Below are 16,312 nucleotides of genomic sequence, written 5' to 3'. Positions count from 1 at the left end.
GGTGGCCGCCCTGCGGCGTTCCCGGCCGGTCTGCTTTTCTGCCTGCGCGCGGGTGTTTTGCCTGGATTTGTGGGGGTCTTTTGGGGTGGAGGGGAATCGATTAGGTTCCCTGGCCATCTTCGCGTAGAGTCGTGTTTACCGACGCGGGGTGGAGCAGCTCGGTAGCTCGCTGGGCTCATAACCCAGAGGTCGCAGGTTCAAATCCTGTCCCCGCTACAAAGAGAAGGGCCCGGAGGCATCAAGCCTCCGGGCCCTTCGCTGTTGTCCGGACGCCTCCGCCGACTGCCTCCGCGGGGCGCCTCCGCCGCGTACCTCCGCCGCGCGGGGGAGACGGGGAGACCGCCCGGGCGGGGGAGGCGGGGGCGGACCGCGGCGGGGGAGTCTCTTGGCGTCGAGGACGGATGACGTGAAGGGGAGCCGGAGATGAAGCGGGCGCTGGGGGCGATGGCGATCACCGTGGCGGTACTGGGGGGCATGTCGGGATGCCTGTTGGACGACGAGGAGCGCCGGGACGTCGGGTACGGGGTGGCCGAGCCGGTGCGGGTGCTGGTGGTCGAGGGGCACACGGGCGGGATCACCGTCCGCGGCGGCGGGGACGCGGTGCGGGTCACCGAGCACCAGAACTACCGGGGCGCCGCGCCGCGGAGCAGCCACGTGGTGCAGGACGGCACGCTGACGCTGACCTACGACTGCGAGGACTGCGGGGTCGGCTACGAGGTGGACGTGCCGGCCGGGACGCGGGTGCGGGTCGGTTCGGAGACCGGCGGGGTGCGGCTGAGCGGGCTGGCCGGCGAGGTGGAGGCGAAGGTCGGCACCGGCGGGGTGGAGGCGAACGGGCTGACCTCGCGGGTGGTGCGGCTGACCACCGGGACGGGCGGGATCGAGGCCTCGTTCGCGGCCGGCCCGGACACCGTGGAGGCGCGGGCGGAGACCGGCGGGGTCACGGTGCGGGTGCCCGCGGGGCAGGCGTACGCGGTGGACGCCAGTGCGGGTACGGGCGGGGTGTCGGTGGAGGTGCCCCGCGAGCCCGGCGCGGCGCGCAGCATCACGGCGCGTACGGGGACCGGGGGAGTGACGGTCCGCGGTGCCTGAGCGGGCCGTACCGGTGGCACTGCCGGTAGGGCATGATCTTCTCCGCGGGGGCGGTCTCCCCGGGTTCGGGGGGATGGTGGACGAGGACCGGTTCACGCGGGGGAGGGCCTGGCGGGCCCGGTTCGCCGGGGTGAGTCCGTACGTCCTGGACGGCCTGTTGGCGCTGGGCTCCGCGGCGGTCTCGCTCTGGTCGGTGTACCACGACGACGGCCACTGGGGCTGGTGGGTGTACCTGCTGGCGCTCGGGACGGCGGCGCCGCTGCCCTGGCGGCGACGGGCCCCGGTGACGGTGCTGGCGCTCAGCGGCGGGGTGTCGGCGGCGCTGTCGGTGGTGGCGCACCCGGCGATGCCGCAGCTGCCGCTGTACGCGGTGATCACCGTCTACACGGTGGCCGACCGGGCGCGGGACACCCAGCGCTGGGCCGTGCTGGCGGTGGTGGTGGCCGCCAACGTGGTGGGCACCCGCTCGCCGAACGGCATGCTGTTCTCCCTGCTGACCTCGGTCGGCGCGTTCGTCTTCGGCTCGCTGGTGCGCGAGCTGAGGCGACTGGCGCAGGTGGAGACCGAGCGGGCCCGGGAGGCCGGGCAGCGGGCCGCCAGCGACGCGGCGCGCGCGGTGTCGCAGGAGCGGGCCCGGATCGCCCGGGAGATGCACGACATCCTGGCGCACGCCGTCTCGCTGATGGTGATCCAGGCGGAGGCCGGGCCGCTGGTGGTGCACCGCGACCCGGAGCGGGCGATCAAGGCCTTCGACACCATCGCCGACTCGGGCCGCGACGCCATGGTGCAGCTGCGGCGGGTGCTCGGGGTGCTGAAGGAGGAGGGCGCGGCGCCGGAGCTGGCGCCGCAGCCGCGGCTGGCGGAGCTCGCGGGCCTGGTCGGGCGGGTGCGCGAGGCGGGTCTGCGGGTGGAGCTCGAACTGGCCGGGGAGGGCGCCGGGTGGCCGGCCGACGTGGAGGCGGCGGCCTTCCGGATCGTCCAGGAGGCGCTGACCAACACCGTCAAGCACTCCGGCGCGGACCGGGCGGCGGTGCGGGTGGTCCGGGCGGGGGAGGTGCTGGAGGTCATGGTGTCCGACAACGGGCACGGGGTGCGCCGACGGGCGGACCGCGCGGTGAGCGACTGGTCCGGCGGGCGGGGGCTGGTCGGCATCCGGGAGCGGGCCGCCGCGTGCGGGGGCCGGGCCGAGGCCGGGCCCGGGCCGGAGGGCAGGGGTTTCCTGGTGAGTGCCCGGCTGCCGTTGGGCGCGGCCGGGCTGGCGGAGGAGGTGGGCGGATGACGCCGATACGGGTGGTCGTGGCGGACGACCAGGAGCTGGTGCGGGCCGGGTTCGGGATGATCCTGGACGCGCAGCCGGACATCGAGGTGGTCGCGGAGGCCTGCGACGGGGTCGAGGCGATCGAGGCGGTCCGGGTGCACGGCCCGGACGTGCTGCTGCTGGACGTCCGGATGCCCGTGATGGACGGGTTGGAGGCGGCCCGCCGGGTGTGCGCGGAGTACCCGGCCACGAAGGTGATCATGCTGACCACCTTCGACATCGACGACTACGTCTTCGACGCGCTGTACGCGGGGGCCAGCGGGTTCCTGCTGAAGGACGTCCGGCGCGACGACCTGGCGCACGGCGTGCGGATGGTGGCGTCCGGGGAGGCGCTGCTGGCGCCCTCGGTGACGCGCCGGCTGATCGGCGAGTTCGCCGCGCGGCGGCCGGGCGGGGCGGGGCAGGGCGCGCAGTCGGTGCGGGCGCCGTCCCGGTTGCTGGAGCAGCTGACGGCGCGGGAGCAGGAGACGCTGCGGCTGCTGGCGCGCGGGCTGTCCAACGCGGAGATCGCCGCCGAGCTGGTGGTCAGCGAGCACACGGTGAAGACGCACGTCAGCAATGTGCTGGCCAAGCTCGGGCTGCGGGACCGGGTGCATGCGGTGGTGTTCGCGTACGAGGCGGGCGCGGTGGTGGCGGGGGAGGGCTGAGAGGGGCGGCGGCGGGCCGGGGCTTGCGGTCCGGGGCCTGCGGGCCGGGGCTCCCCCGCGCGGGGGAGGGCGGTACTTCGCCGGTGCGGGCGATCCCCGATGAGGGGCGCGGTGGACAGGATCTGTGGTGTCGCAACGACCCCACAGAGCAGGAGAGAGCACATGAGCGCCTCGCAGACCAGCCGCCTCACCACGTACGCCGTCGCCGGCGCCCCCGCCCTGATGGCGCTGTACGGCGGCATCCGACTGCTGGACGGCTCCCGGGAGCCCGGCGCCGGGTGGATGGTCGGCCACAGTCTGATGCTGGTGGGGCTGCTGCTGTTCGTCCCGATCGTCGCCGCGCTGCGGGGGCTGCTCGCACCGGGCGGCGCGGCCGGCCGGATCGCGGCCACGGCGGCCACGGGGGCGGCCTTCGCGGGGCTGGCGGCCTCGGTGGTGCAGATCGGGATCGACCTGTACGTCGGGGCGGTGGCCGTCGACAAGGCCGACCAGCACCGGCTGTTCGACGTCGTCCAGAGCAAGCCGGGCGTGCTGCCGGCCTTCTACTCGGTGGGCCCGCTGCTGTTCTACGTCGGCCTGCTGGCGCTGCTGGTGGCCGCCTCGGTCGGTGCGGCGCGCTCGCTGCGCTGGTGGAGCCCGGCGCTGGTGCTGCTCGGCACCGCCCTCACGGCGGCCGACCTGGCCCTGATCGCGCCGGCCGCCGTGCTCTACCTGGTGGCGCTGGCCCCGCTGGCCGGGGTCCGCGGCGCCGGGCGGCTCGCGGCGGCCTGAGCCGCGCGGGGCGCCACGGACCGACCCGCCCGCCGGGGCGGCTCGGCCCGTGGCGCCCCGGATTTCGGTGGCGGTCCGGGCCGCCGGGGCCGTACCGTCCGGGGCATGAACGCCAAGCGCCCGCTGATCGCCGTGCTCACCGGCGCCGGGACCTCCACCGACTCCGGCATCCCCGACTACCGTGGCCCGAAGGGCCTTTGGCAGCGGGATCCGCAGGCCCAGCAGCTGGTCACGATCGGCCCGTACCTGGCCGACCCGGACGTCCGCCGGCGGGCCTGGCTGCTGCGCCGGGACGCGGGCGCGCTGGCCGCGGAGCCGAACGCGGGCCACCTGGCGCTGGTGGAGCTGGAGCGCTCCGGCCTGCCGGTACGGGTGCTCACCCAGAACGTGGACGGACTGCACCAGCGGGCCGGTCTGCCCGACCGCAAGGTGCTCGAACTGCACGGCACCGCACGGGAGGTGCAGTGTGTCGGCTGCCGCGCGCGCAGCGGGATGGCGCAGGCGCTGGAGCGGGTGGCGGACGGCGAGCCGGACCCGGCCTGCCGGGAGTGCGGGGGCGTGCTGAAGCCCTGCACGGTGATGTTCGGCGAGGCCCTCGATCCGGTGGTGCTGGAGCGGGCCGACGCCATCGCGAAGGCCTGCGACCTGTTCATCGCGGTCGGCACCAGCCTGCAGGTCTACCCGGTGGCCGCGCTGCCGCAGATCGCGCGGGAGTCCGGGGCCCGGCTGGTCGTGGTGAACGGCGAGCCGACGCCGTTCGACGAGGTGGCGGACGAGGTGATCCGGGAGCCGATCTCCACGGCGCTGCCGGCCCTGGTGCGCAGGCTGCTCGCCGAGCGGGGCTGAACCGGGCGGGGGCGGTCGGGGCCGGAGCGGTAGGAGCGGGGCGGGAAGGGGTTAAACCGGACACGCCGCGTGCGTACGATGATCACTCCGGCTCCCCCTCACGGCCTGGAGTGATCGATCAATGACGACGACGGCGAAGTTCGACCCCTGGTCGACGGAGTTCGTGGCTCACCCGTACGACGCCTACGCCGAGCTGCGCGAGCACGCGCCCGTGACGTACTACGAGCCGACCGGCCAGTGGCTGGTCTCCCGCCACGAGGACGTCAGCGCGCTGCTGCGGGACCGCCGGCTCGGCCGGACCTACACCCACCGCTTCAGCCACGAGGAGTTCGGCCGGCCCGCGCCCGACCCGGCGCACGAGCCCTTCCACACCCTCAACGACAACGGGCTGCTCGACCTGGAGGCGCCCGACCACACCCGGATCCGCCGGCTGGTCTCCAAGGCCTTCACCCCGCGCATGGTCGAAGGGCTGCGGCCGACCGTCCGGCGGCTGGCCGGAGAGCTCGTCGACGGACTGCTCGCGGCCGGCGGCGGCGACCTGATCGGTGCCGTCGCCGAGCCGCTGCCGGTCGCGGTGATCGCCGAGATGCTCGGCATCCCGGAGGCCGACCGCCACCTGCTGCGCCCGTGGTCCGCCGACATCACCGGCATGTTCGAGCTCAACCCCGGCGAGGAGACCGCGCGCCGGGCCGTCACCGCCAGCATCGAGTTCTCCGAGTACCTGCGCGTCCTGATCCGCGAGCGCCGGGCCGAGCCGGGCGACGACCTGATCAGCGCGCTGATCCGGGCCCAGGAGGGCTCGGACGCGCTCAGCGAGCAGGAGATGATCTCCACCTGCGTCCTGCTGCTCAACGCCGGCCACGAGGCGACCGTCAACACCACCGGCAACGGCTGGTGGGCCCTGTTCCGCAACCCGGACGAACTCGCCCGGCTGCGCGGCTCGGTGGACGCGCTGCTGCCCACCGCCGTCGAGGAGCTGATGCGCTGGGACACCCCGCTGCAGATGTTCGAGCGCTGGGTGCTGGAGGACGTCGAGGTGCGCGGCGTCACCATCCCGCGCGGCTCCGAGATCGCCCTGCTGTTCGGCTCCGCCAACCGCGACCCGGCCCGCTTCGCCGACCCCGACCGGCTCGACCTCGGCCGCGCCGACAACCCGCACATCACCTTCGGTGCCGGAATCCACTTCTGTCTGGGCGCCCCGCTCGCCAGACTGGAGCTCACCGAGTCCTACGGCGCACTGCTGCGCCGGGCGCCGGGCCTGCGGCTGGTCCGCGAACCCGAGTGGCGCCCGGGGTACGTGATCCGGGGGCTGGAGGAACTGCTGGTCGAGGTGTAGGGGGAGTTGTGGGTAGGGCGACGGGCACACTGCTGGGTCTGGCGATCGGGGACGCGCTGGGCCGGATGACCGAGTTCCGGACCATCGAGATGATCGCCGCCTACGAGGGCCCGGACTGGCGCGCACTGCCGCTCCCGGACAGGGCGCTCGTCACCGACGACACCCAGATGACGCTCGCCCTCGGGCGCGGCCTGCGCACCGCCCTGGAGCGCGGGCCGCTCGTCCCGCCGAGCCTGGAGCGGCCGGTGCGGGAGGAGTTCGTCGACTGGTGGGGCTCGCCCGAGAACAACCGGGCCCCCGGCGGCACCTGCATGCGCTCCTGCCGGCGGCTCAGCGACGGCCGCCGCTGGCAGCAGGCGAGCGACGTCGGCTCCAAGGGCTGTGGCGCCAACATGCGGGTCGCCCCGATCGGCCTGGTCAAGGAGCTGACGGTGCGGCAGCTCTCCGGCGCCGCCCAGCTGCAGTCCGCCCTCACCCACGGCCACCCGACCGCGCTCGCGGCCAGTGACCTCACCGCGTACGCCGTCCGCAGGCTCACCGAGGGCCTGGCGCCGTCCGTGCTGACCGCCGAGCTGCGGGCGCACGCGCTGGCCAACCGCACCCGGTACGACGGGTTCTGGCTCGGCGACCTCGCGGCGCACGCCCAGGACCCCTCGCCCGAGCACTTCATCGCCCGCGGCTGGGACGAGTGCCTGGGCGTGCTCGACCGGCTGGACGCGGCGCTCGCCGCGCCCGACGCTGAGGCGGACCCGTGCCTGGCCACCGGCGAGGGCTGGATCGCCGAGGAGGCCCTCGCCACCGGTCTGCTCTGCTTCCTGCTGTTCCCGGACGACCCGGTCGCGGCCGTCCGCCGGGCCGCCTACTCCTCCGGCGACTCCGACTCGATCGCCTGCCTGGCCGGCGCCTTCGCCGGCGCCCGGCACGGCGAGGCGGCCTGGCCCGAGTCCTGGGTGGAGCGGATCGAGTACCGGGACGAGCTGCTCGCGCTCGGCGCGCTCTGGGACTGAGACCCAGGGCCCGGGGCGTCGGGCGGTCCGACGCCCCGGGCCCGGCGGAACCTCCCGGGGGGCTGTCGCGTCGAACCGCCATGAACAGCCGAATCCGCCGAATCCGCCGGGCCAGCCGCGGCCGCCGTCCCTCGGTCCCGTTCCTCGCCGCCGCGCTCGCCGCACTGCTGCTCACCGCCACCGCCACCGCCTGCGGCGGCGGAGCCGACCGGCCGGCCGTGGTCCTGCGGGCCTCCGCGCCCGCCACCGCGGCCCCCGTCGACCCCGCCCAGGCCGCCGCGACCGCCGACGCCACCAACGCCTTCGGCCTGGACCTGCTGCACACCCTCACCGCGGCGCCCGACCAGGCCGGCCGCAACCTCGTCCTCTCCCCGTCCGGCCTGGCCACCGTGCTCGCGATGGTCCTCCCCGGGGCCCGCGGCGCCACCGCCGCGGAACTCGCCAAGGCCCTGCACACCGACCTCACCCCGCAGCAGTACGCCCTCGCCACCGGCGCCCTCGACCGCCGCACCCCGCCCACCGGCGGCCCGACCCTGCGCCGGTCCGACGACCTCTGGGTCCAGCAGGGGTTCCCGCTCGACCAGCAGTACCTGGGGACCCTCGCCGCCGCCTTCGACACCGGCGTGCACACCACCGACTTCCGCAAGGACGCCGAGGGCTCCCGGCGGACCGTCAACGCCACGGTGGAGAAGGAGACCGAGGGCCGGATCAAGGACCTCTTCGGCGAGAAGGCGATCGACTCCACCACCCGCCTGGTCCTCACCGACGCGCTCTACCTGAAGGCCGACTGGGCCTCCCCGTTCCACCACGGGAGCACCACCGACCAGCCCTTCCACCGCCTCGACGGCTCCGCCCCGGCGGTCCCCACGATGAGCCGGACCGGCGTGCTCCGCTACGCCGAGGGCTCCGGCGGGATCCTCGGCGAGCCCTGGCAGGCCGTCGAACTGCCCTACGCGGGCGGCACCCTGGCGATGGACCTGGTGGTGCCCGCGCAGGGCGGCTTCGAGGCCTTCCGCAAGGGCCTGGACCAGGCGCAGCTCGCCCTGGTCCTCGGCTCGCTGGCCGACCGCGCGGTCGACCTGGCGCTACCGCGCTTCCACTTCGACACCGCCGAGGACCTGGTACCCGCCCTGCGCGCACTCGGTGTCGCGGCCGCCTTCGACGCGGCCGACTTCGGCGGCATCCCCGGACCGGGGGCGCAGGAGCCGCTGGCGATCGGCGCGGTGGCGCAGAAGGCCACCGTCCAGGTGGACGAGCAGGGCACGGTGGCCGCGGCGGGCAGCGGCGTCGGCATGACGGCGGCGGGCGCGCCCGCCCCGCAGCAGATGGTCCAACTGCACATCGACCGGCCGTTCCTGTTCCTGATCCGGGACACCGCCACCGGGTGCCCGCTCTTCCTCGGCCAGGTCACCGACCCCCAGACGCGCTGAGCAGACGCGTTGAGCAGGCGCGCTGAGCAGGCGCGCCGCGGCCCGGCGCGCCGAGCGGCGGCTACCAGGCCGGGTAGCGCCCGCCGAGCGCCGGATGGGCGGGCTCGCGGCTGCCGAACAGCACCAGCAGGTCGTCCGCGACCCGCAGCAGCGTCTCCCCGCCCTCCACCGCCTCGGTCCAGTCCGCCGGCAGGGCCGAGGCGCCGTACGCGGCGCCGACCAGGTTGCCGCAGACCGCACCCGTGGAGTCGCTGTCCCCGGAGTGGTTCACCGACAGCAGCAGCGCCTCCCGGGCCGGATCCGGCCCGGAGGCGGCCAGCAGGCAGTACACCGCGATGGCCAGGCACTCCTCGGCGATCCAGCCGAGCCCGACCCGCTCCACCGCCTCCGCCGACGGCTCGCTCGCCTCGGCCACCCGCACCGCCCGGTGCAGCGCCTGGACGGTCTCCTTGCCGCCCGGCCACTCGCCGACCTGGTCCACGGTCTGCCCGACCGCCGTCCACGCCTCCATGCCGTCCGCCAGCCGCTCCACCAGCGAGGCGAACGCACCCGCCGCCAGATAGCCGGTCGGGTGCCCGTGGGTCAGCTGCGCGCACTGCGCGGCCAGCCCGAAGGACTGCTCGACGCCCAGCCGGCCCAGCCCGAACGGCGCCGAGCGCATCACCGTGCCGCACCCCTTGGAGTGCGCGTTGATCGGACCGGGCTGCCCGAACGCGGCCGGCGCCTCGAACTCCTTGTGGTACGACACCCCGCTCAGACAGGCGTTTCCCGGTGCCCGCCGTGCGTACAGGAACGGGTGCCGCAGCAGCCAGCCGTCGTACGGGCGGGGGAGCGGCCGGCGGCTCGGCGCGCCCTGCTGCTGGGTGAGCAGCCAGCGCTGGTAGGCGCCGTGCACGGCCTCCGGCACCGAGCCGCCGTCGCCGGACCAGCCCCGGACGAAGCCGCGGATCAGCCCCTCGGCGGTGAACAGGGTCATCTGGGTGTCGTCGGTGACCTCGGCGACCCGGCCGCCGGTCGGCAGCCCGGTCACCCCCGCCGGGCCGTGCTGCTCCCGGATCTGGTGCAGCTGCTGGAACTCCACCGGCCAGCCCAGGGCGTCTCCGATCCCGCCGCCGAGCAGTGCCCCGCGTACCCGGTCCGCGTACCCAGGCTCCGTCACCGTTGCTCCCCCTTGTTCGTCGCTGTCCGTTCTATCAGGCCCGCCCCGCCGCGCCCGGGGCCCGGCGTCCACACCCCTAGGGCTAGGAACGGATCTCCCCGGCCCGGCCGTGCAGGGCGGCCCGGTCGGCGGCCGCGCGGCCGGCCGCCCAGCCCTCGCCGTCGCTCACCCGGACCCGCTGCGAGACCAGCTTCGGGAACATCCGCCCGACCTCCTGGTCCACCGCCTCGGCGCGCGCCAGCAGGACCGGCAGCAGCCGCTCGTCGGGCGTCAGCTGCTCCTCGGTGCCGTCCTCGCGCAGGTGCCGGCCGGCCGCCGCGTCGCTGGTGGCCTGCTCGGTGGCGGCGGTGAGCCGCTCGCGGATCCGCGCCGCGTACGCCACCAGGAAGGACTGCCGGAACGCCTTGGTGCGGGAGGCGCCGTCCAGGTGCTGGCGCGAGCCCGCCTTGTGCATCGCCGCCGTCGCCTGCACCAGCAGCGAGGTGTACAGCAGCTCGACGCCGTCCAGGTCCCCGTCGAAGCCGACGATGGTGCAGAAGCCGAACTCCTTGGCCCACACCACCCGGCAGCGGTTGGCCGCCGCCACCGCGTCCAGCAGCATCGTCTTCGGGCTCTCGTAGGGGTTGTCCACCCCGATCCGCAGCGCCGCCGGGGCGTTGCGGTCCGGCACGCCGACGGCCAGCAGGGCCTCGTCGATGCTGTGCTGGGCCATCAGCTGCTGGGCCTTGGCGGTCAGCGCCTCGGCCTCCTCCGGGTACTCGGTGGACTCGGCCTTCGCCAGCAGCGCCCGGATCCGCGACAGCATCCGCGGCTCGCCCGGCACCGGTCCGCTCTGCGGCCGGTTCACCCGGGCCCCGCCGCCGGAGGGCGTCCCCGCCCCCGGGGCCGGGCCGACCGGCGAGATCGGGGGCAGCCGGCCCCAGGTCCGCAGCAGCTCCAGCGCGGCGGTCGCCAGCGCGAAGCGGTCCAGCCGGTGCCGGTGGGCGAAGGCGGCGAGGTAGGCCTCGTCGCCCTGCCACCACACCTCGACCTCCAGCTCGCGCAGCTGCTCCAGCCAGCGGCGGTCCGGCGCGGCCGCCGGGTGGCGCCGGCCCTCGGCGGCGATCAGGTCCACTGCGAGCGCCAGGTGCACCGGCTTCAGCTCCCGCCGCACCACCCGGACCAGGTCCGCCGGGCGCCACCCGGCCGACCAGCACCGCCCCACCGCGGTGTCCGCGTGGCCGAGCAGTGCCCGGCTCACGGCCGGCCACTGCGCGACCGAGGCGGCCAGCAGCGAGGCCCCGGTGTCCAGGGCGAGGTCGAGCCGGTCCTCGGGCGCGACCAGGACCGCCGCCACCGCCTGCTCCAGTAGCGGCCCGGCGCCCCCGTCCGCCCGGTCGCCGCCCTGCTGCCTGCGCTTGCCCACGGTGTGTCCCGTTCCTCGTCGCGTCCGCCCGATGGATCGGAACGGTCTCCCGCCCATGATGCCGGAGCGCCCGGCCCCGCCGACGGGACGTGCCCTGTCGGCGGGGCCGGGCGCTCCGGCGGGGCCTCAGCGCTGGACGGCCTTGGCGAGGATCTCCGGCGTGCGCTCCAGCAGCCGGCCGGCGGCCAGCCGGATGCCCAGGGCGGCGATCAGCGCCCCGTACGGCGGGCCGGCCAGCAGGACGGGCCAGCCCGGCCCGTCCGTCGCCAGCGCCCACAGCAGGAGGCCGCCGACGGGCAGGCCGAGCAGCACGGCGCCGACCATCGAACCCATGCTGTTGAGGATCACCAGGCCGCTCTGGCCGGGCGCGGCGTTGCGCATCGGATTGCTGTCGGAGGGCATCGTGTACGGCGCCAGCACGCTGAGCACCGCGCCGACCGCGAGGCCGCAGCCGAGCAGCGCCAGCGCCAGGCCGATCGCGGGCGCCAGCCCCGCCCAGTCACCGGTGACCGCGGCCAGCACCACCGCCAGCACCACCGTCACCGGCACGGCGTACGACAGCACCGCGTACGCCCGCCCGCGCAGCTCGTCCCGCGCGTCGGCCGGGGTGAGCAGGGTGGCCGCGACCATCCAGAACGCCGAGCCGTCCATCCCGAACAGGTTGAGCATCTGCAGGCCGAGGAACATCCCGGTCACCGCCACCAGGTAGACGCTCGCCCAGCCCTGGACCACCGACAGCACGCAGACCACCAGGGTCATCCCGACACTGGTGAACACGGCGGCCTTGGCCCGCGGCTCGCGCCAGGCGTACCGCAGGTGGCGCTGCATCACCGCGCCCACCCGCCCCTCGGGCAGGAAGCCCCAGCCGCGCGAGGCCTGCACACCGCGCGCCACCTCCAGGGTGGAGGCGTCCGCGGTGACCATCAGCTGCTGGAGGCTGCCCAGCCACCAGCGCAGCAGCAGCGCCAGCAGCACGGCCGCCGAGGCCAGCTGGAGCACGGCGAGGCCGTAGTCCCCCTCGCCCGCGGTACGGGAGGCGTCCACGGCGCTGATCGGCGGTATCCAGCGCAGCACCGAGGCGATCGGCGCCAGCGGGCTGAGGTCCAGGCCGTCCTCGCCGGCCTTGCCGAAGACGCTCTGCGAGCCGATGTTGGCGATCTGGATCAGCAGGGCGAACAGCAGCCCGCCGAAGATCGCGAAGTCCTTGCCGCGCCGGCTGGACAGCAGCCGGGCGTTGCCCGCCGCGACCGAGCGCGACAGGGCCACCAGGGAGACCGCCGCGAGCGGCACGCCGACCACCGCGGCCACCGCCGAGCCGGCGCCGTCCGCACCCGCCAGCGCCGCACCGGTGGCCAGCACCAGCGTCACCAGCGGGCCCGGGCCGATCAGCGCGGCCAGCAGCGAGCCGCGCAGCAGCGGACCGGGCCGCAGCGGCAGCATGGTGAGCCGGGTCGGGTCGGAGCTCTCGTCACTGGAGAAGAGGAAGAGCGGCAGCGCCGCCCAGCCGATGGTCAGGACGCCGACCAGCATCACGCCCGCGTCGCCGGCGCCGTCGATCCGGCCCAGGAAGGCGAAGGCCACCGCGATCGCACCGGCGAACAGCAGGCCCAGCACGCTGCCGACGACGTAGACCGCCGTCCGCCCGGGGCTGCGCCGCAGCCCGTTGCGCAGCAGCCGGAGCTTGAGCGCGACCAGGGTGCGCACGACGACCCGGCCGTCGGGGACGGCCGGATGGAGCGGAGCGCTCACCGCTCGCCCCCGAGCCAGCCGAGGGCCTGGCCGTCGTCCTCGCGCACGCCGACCAGCTCCAGGAAGGCGGCGTGCAGGGTGCGCCCGCCGCGCACGGTGTCCAGCGGGCCCTGGGCGATCACCCGGCCGGCGTTGACCACCGCCACCCAGTCGCAGAGCTGCTCGACCAGCTCCATGACGTGGCTGGAGAAGACCACCGTGGAGCCGGCCGCCGCGTAGCGCTTGAGCACCCCGCGGATGGTCTGGGCGGAGACCGGGTCGACGCCCTCGAAGGGCTCGTCCAGGAACAGCACGTCGGGGTTGTGCAGCAGCGCCGCGGCCAGGCCGATCTTCTTGCGCATACCGGTCGAGTAGTCGGCGACCAGCTTGTCGGCGTCGCCCAGCAGGTCCAGGACGGCCAGCAGCTCCTCGGCGCGGCGGTCCACCTCGGCGCCCGGCAGGCCGCGCAGCCGTCCGTTGTACTGGAGCAGCTCCCGCCCGCTGAGCCGCTCGAACATCCGCAGGCCCTCCGGCAGGATGCCGATCCTGGCCTTGACCGCGACCGGGTCGGCCCAGACGTCGGCGCCGTGCACCAGCACGGTGCCCTGGTCGGGCCGGAGCAGCCCGGTGACCATGGACAGCGTGGTGGTCTTGCCCGCGCCGTTCGGGCCGACCAGCCCGATGAAGGCGCCGGCGGGCAGCTCCAGGCTCAGCCCGGCGACGGCGGCCTGGCTGCCGAAGTGCTTCCACAACCCCTGGATGCTGACGGCGGCCGGGGCGCTGGGCACGGGGACGGGGGACGGCGGCGGCGCTGACGCCTGCATTGGCGGCCTACTCTGCTCGGTGGTAGGAGGACGGACCAGCTCAGCCTGCCACTGCCCGACCGCACTGTCTCCTCCGGGGATGATCTTCGTCGGCCGGGCCGGCCGGACGGGCGCGGAACGTCGTCCACTCGCACCGCAAAAGTGGCAACTACTCAGGACCCCCGTTCGTCCTGCACTATGAAGGGCAGTGAGCGCGCACGGCGTGCCGGGGTGTCGGAGGTGGCGGATGGCCGTTCAACCGTGGGGCGAGCAGGGCCCCGGTTGGGGTGGCCGACCGCCACAGGTCCCGGCCAAGCCGTACGGTCAGCCGTGGCAGCCGGCGCACACCCCGCAGACCGCGATGCGGGCCGCCCACGCCGACCGCGAGCGCACCATCGACGTGCTGAAGGCCGCGTACGCCGAGGGCCGGCTCTCCGCCGACGAGTACGCCCAGCGCTTCGACGGGGCGAGCGCCGCGCAGACCTACGGCGAACTGGCCATGCTGGTCGCGGACCTGCCGTCCGGTCCGATGGTCGCCCCGATGGGTGCACCGATGGGTGCCCAGATGGGCAGCCCCGTGCCGCTCGTCCCGCCGACCTTCCTGCCCCCGCCGCCGCGCCGCACCAACGCCGCCGCGACGGCCTCCCTGGTCCTCGGCGTGCTGACCATCCCCACCATGGGGATGACCGGTGTACCCGCTGTGATCTGCGGACACATCGCCAAGAACCAGCTGGCCACCCGGAACGAGGAGGGCGACGGCATGGCCGTCACCGGCCTGGTCCTCGGCTGGCTCTCGGTCGCGAGCTGGCTCCTGCTGCTCGCGGCGCTCGTGTTCGCCTCCTGACCATCCGGCCCTGCCACGGGCGGACGGGCGGGATCTCGCGTGAACTCTTGTGCGGTCAGGCCTTAGGATTCCGGGAGCAGCTGCCCCGGACCCTCGCCGGGACCCCGCACGTCCTGTGGCGGGCCCGTGAACCGGTGGGCAGCCCGTCGGAGAACCCACCAGCTGAGGGACCAGTCCAGTGACAGTCAGTGCCGAGGACACCAGTACGCCCTCCTCGACGGGGGTCCGCTCCCGGGCGGTGGCGAGGACCCGGCGGCACGGCTCCGGCGGGTCCTTCTGGAGCTCCTCACCCGTCCTGCTGGCCGGCGAGGCGGTGGTCGCCTTCCTGGCGGCCCTGGTCCTGCCGCTGATGGCCCGCGGCTTCGACCTCAACCCGCTCAACCGGATCGCCCAGGTGAGCGGTCTCGCCGCAATCCAGCTGCGGTTCGCGCTGATCGGCCTGTTCCTGCTCGCCGTGGTCGTCGTCGCGATGCGGCTGCGGGCCGGCCGCCACTTCAACCTGGCCGCCCGCTTCGCCAGCGCCGGCCTGGCCGGCCTCGCCAGCGGCTTCGTCGCGGCGGGCGCGGTCGTCGCCCTGCTCGGCACCCCGTGGCCGATGTTCGGCCTCAACGGCGACAGCGGGCGGATAGTCGAATGGGCCCACGCGGTGGCCAACGGGCAGCCCTCCGGCTCCCCGGTCTACCCGCCGCTGCCGCTCTACACCCTGGGCTACTACGCCGAGTGGTTCCGCGGCGGCAACACCGCCTACGCCTTCAAGGACCTGCAGATCCTCGGCGCGGCGGCGTTCGGCCCGATGGTCTACCTGGCCTGGCGCACGCTGCTCAGCCCGGTGCGCGCGCTGGCCTTCGGCGTGCTGCCGGCCTTCGCGCTGATCGACGCCTACAAGCCGTACAGCCAGACCGTGCTGGTCCTGCTGGTGCCGGTGCTGGTCGCGATGGTGGTCGAGCTGCGCCGCAGCGGGACGGCCGGCTGGCCCCCGGTGCTGCTCAAGGCGACCGCCTTCGGGGCGGCGCTCGGCGTGCTCTTCCTGACCTACTCCGGCTGGTTCCTGTGGAGCGCGGCGGGCGTCCTGGTCGCGGTGCTGCTCTACTTCCCCTGGCGGACCGGCCGGCTCAAGGGGCTGGCCTACCTCGGGGTGACCGGCGCGGCCTTCCTGGTCGTCGCGGGGAGCTACCTCGTCACCATGCTGACGGAGGGGCAGGACACCAAGGACTACAACTTCCGGTTCGACAACTTCGTCGACCCGGCGTACTTCCTGATGTGGCGCACCGACATGCCCGGCAAGGTGGGCGAGTGGCCGCTGCCGGGCGAGTTCGGCGGCATGGGCCTGTTCGCCGTGGTGATGTTCGTCTGCCTGGGCGCCGCACTCTGGCTGGGCCTGCGCAAGCCGCTGGTGGTCACCATATGCTGCATGTTCGCCAGCGCCTGGGTGATGCGGATGTACATCGCCTCGCACATGTACGAGACCCAGACCGTCCAGCTCTACACCCGCACCAACAACCAGCTGCTCTACTGCGGCCTGATCCTGTGCGCCCTGGTCGCCCACCTGGTCTCGCTGCGGCTGGCGGAGCGCCGGGCCGGTACCGGCGAGCTCACCGCGGCCGGGTCGGCCACGGCGTCCGGTGAGGCCTTCCCGAACCTGCGGGCCGCGGTGGTCGGCACGCTGTTCGCGCTGCTGTTCCTGTTCGGCACGGTCTCCTCCTCGATGTCGGACCGCTACATGCCGGCCAAGGAGAACACCTACCGGATCCTGCCCTGGGTCTCGCACACGGTGCAGAAGCTGGACGGCAGCTGCCCGACCTACGCCCCCGAGGGCAAGTGCTCCAAGGACGGCGACCAGACGTGGCTCACCCTGATCCAGTGACGGCCCGTCGGCGGCTCCGCCGGCGCGCATCCCGACCGACCTGAATCCCATCGAGGCCCAGC

General features: G+C 74.8%; 14 protein-coding genes and 1 tRNA gene. 11 read left to right on the top strand and 4 right to left on the bottom strand.

Features of this window, described 5'->3' with window-relative positions; translation table 11 throughout:
* Window positions 1–142 precede the first annotated feature (142 nt).
* From ACGFZP_RS36705 to ACGFZP_RS36665, 9 genes are all read left to right on the top strand, one after another.
* Window positions 143–216: transfer RNA gene (locus tag ACGFZP_RS36705), tRNA-Met, on the top strand.
* Between the two features lie 207 nt (window positions 217–423).
* Window positions 424–1,092: a DUF4097 family beta strand repeat-containing protein gene (locus tag ACGFZP_RS36700; protein WP_392941187.1), complete on the top strand. Its 669-nt coding sequence runs from the start codon at window positions 424–426 to the stop codon at window positions 1,090–1,092.
* A 130-nt stretch (window positions 1,093–1,222) separates the two neighbouring features.
* Window positions 1,223–2,371 (top strand): sensor histidine kinase, encoded by a 1,149-nt coding sequence (locus ACGFZP_RS36695; RefSeq protein WP_392941185.1) that lies wholly within the window; start codon window positions 1,223–1,225, stop codon window positions 2,369–2,371.
* Complete coding sequence (locus tag ACGFZP_RS36690) at window positions 2,368–3,057, top strand: response regulator (protein ID WP_387949076.1); 690 nt, start codon at window positions 2,368–2,370, stop codon at window positions 3,055–3,057. Before ACGFZP_RS36695 ends, ACGFZP_RS36690 begins: the two co-directional genes overlap by 4 nt.
* 162 nt (window positions 3,058–3,219) lie before the next feature.
* Entirely contained in the window at window positions 3,220–3,828 is a 609-nt protein-coding gene (locus tag ACGFZP_RS36685) for a hypothetical protein (RefSeq protein WP_392941183.1), read from the top strand.
* Window positions 3,829–3,933: 105 nt separating this feature from the next.
* A complete protein-coding gene (locus tag ACGFZP_RS36680) occupies window positions 3,934–4,674 on the top strand; it encodes an NAD-dependent deacetylase (protein WP_392941181.1) in 741 nt (246 codons plus the stop codon).
* Window positions 4,675–4,795: 121 nt separating this feature from the next.
* The gene (locus tag ACGFZP_RS36675) at window positions 4,796–6,010 is read left to right on the top strand and encodes a cytochrome P450 (RefSeq protein ID WP_392941179.1); all 1,215 of its coding nucleotides are present in this window, start codon (window positions 4,796–4,798) and stop codon (window positions 6,008–6,010) included.
* An 8-nt stretch (window positions 6,011–6,018) separates the two neighbouring features.
* Entirely contained in the window at window positions 6,019–7,017 is a 999-nt protein-coding gene (locus ACGFZP_RS36670; RefSeq protein ID WP_392941178.1) for an ADP-ribosylglycohydrolase family protein, read from the top strand.
* An 80-nt stretch (window positions 7,018–7,097) separates the two neighbouring features.
* Window positions 7,098–8,447, top strand: coding sequence for a serpin family protein (locus ACGFZP_RS36665; protein ID WP_392941176.1), 1,350 nt, complete (start codon window positions 7,098–7,100; stop codon window positions 8,445–8,447).
* A 61-nt stretch (window positions 8,448–8,508) separates the two neighbouring features.
* Here the strand turns inward: ACGFZP_RS36665 and ACGFZP_RS36660 are convergent, their stop codons facing one another.
* The 4 genes from ACGFZP_RS36660 to ACGFZP_RS36645 form a co-directional block, all read right to left on the bottom strand.
* A complete protein-coding gene (locus ACGFZP_RS36660; protein WP_392941174.1) occupies window positions 8,509–9,606 on the bottom strand; it encodes an ADP-ribosylglycohydrolase family protein in 1,098 nt (365 codons plus the stop codon).
* An 82-nt stretch (window positions 9,607–9,688) separates the two neighbouring features.
* Window positions 9,689–11,011, bottom strand: a complete 1,323-nt coding sequence (locus ACGFZP_RS36655) for a DUF2786 domain-containing protein (RefSeq protein ID WP_392941173.1) — start codon at window positions 11,009–11,011, stop codon at window positions 9,689–9,691.
* 126 nt (window positions 11,012–11,137) lie between these two features.
* Window positions 11,138–12,760, bottom strand: coding sequence for a transporter (locus ACGFZP_RS36650; RefSeq protein ID WP_392941172.1), 1,623 nt, complete (start codon window positions 12,758–12,760; stop codon window positions 11,138–11,140).
* The gene (locus ACGFZP_RS36645) at window positions 12,757–13,563 is read right to left on the bottom strand and encodes an ABC transporter ATP-binding protein (protein WP_392941170.1); all 807 of its coding nucleotides are present in this window, start codon (window positions 13,561–13,563) and stop codon (window positions 12,757–12,759) included. Before ACGFZP_RS36645 ends, ACGFZP_RS36650 begins: the two co-directional genes overlap by 4 nt.
* A 226-nt stretch (window positions 13,564–13,789) precedes the next feature.
* On the opposite strand from ACGFZP_RS36645, the gene ACGFZP_RS36640 reads away from it, so the two are divergent.
* Entirely contained in the window at window positions 13,790–14,386 is a 597-nt protein-coding gene (locus ACGFZP_RS36640) for a DUF1707 and DUF4190 domain-containing protein (protein WP_392941168.1), read from the top strand.
* Between the two features lie 178 nt (window positions 14,387–14,564).
* The gene (locus tag ACGFZP_RS36635) at window positions 14,565–16,250 is read left to right on the top strand and encodes a hypothetical protein (RefSeq protein WP_392941166.1); all 1,686 of its coding nucleotides are present in this window, start codon (window positions 14,565–14,567) and stop codon (window positions 16,248–16,250) included.
* The last annotated feature ends 62 nt before the right edge of the window (window positions 16,251–16,312 follow it).

This window comes from Kitasatospora sp. NPDC048239, from assembly GCF_043202015.1.
GTDB lineage: Bacteria > Actinomycetota > Actinomycetes > Streptomycetales > Streptomycetaceae > Kitasatospora.
The sequence above is the reverse complement of the archived record's forward strand: the minus strand, read 5'-3'. Positions and strand labels throughout refer to the sequence as shown.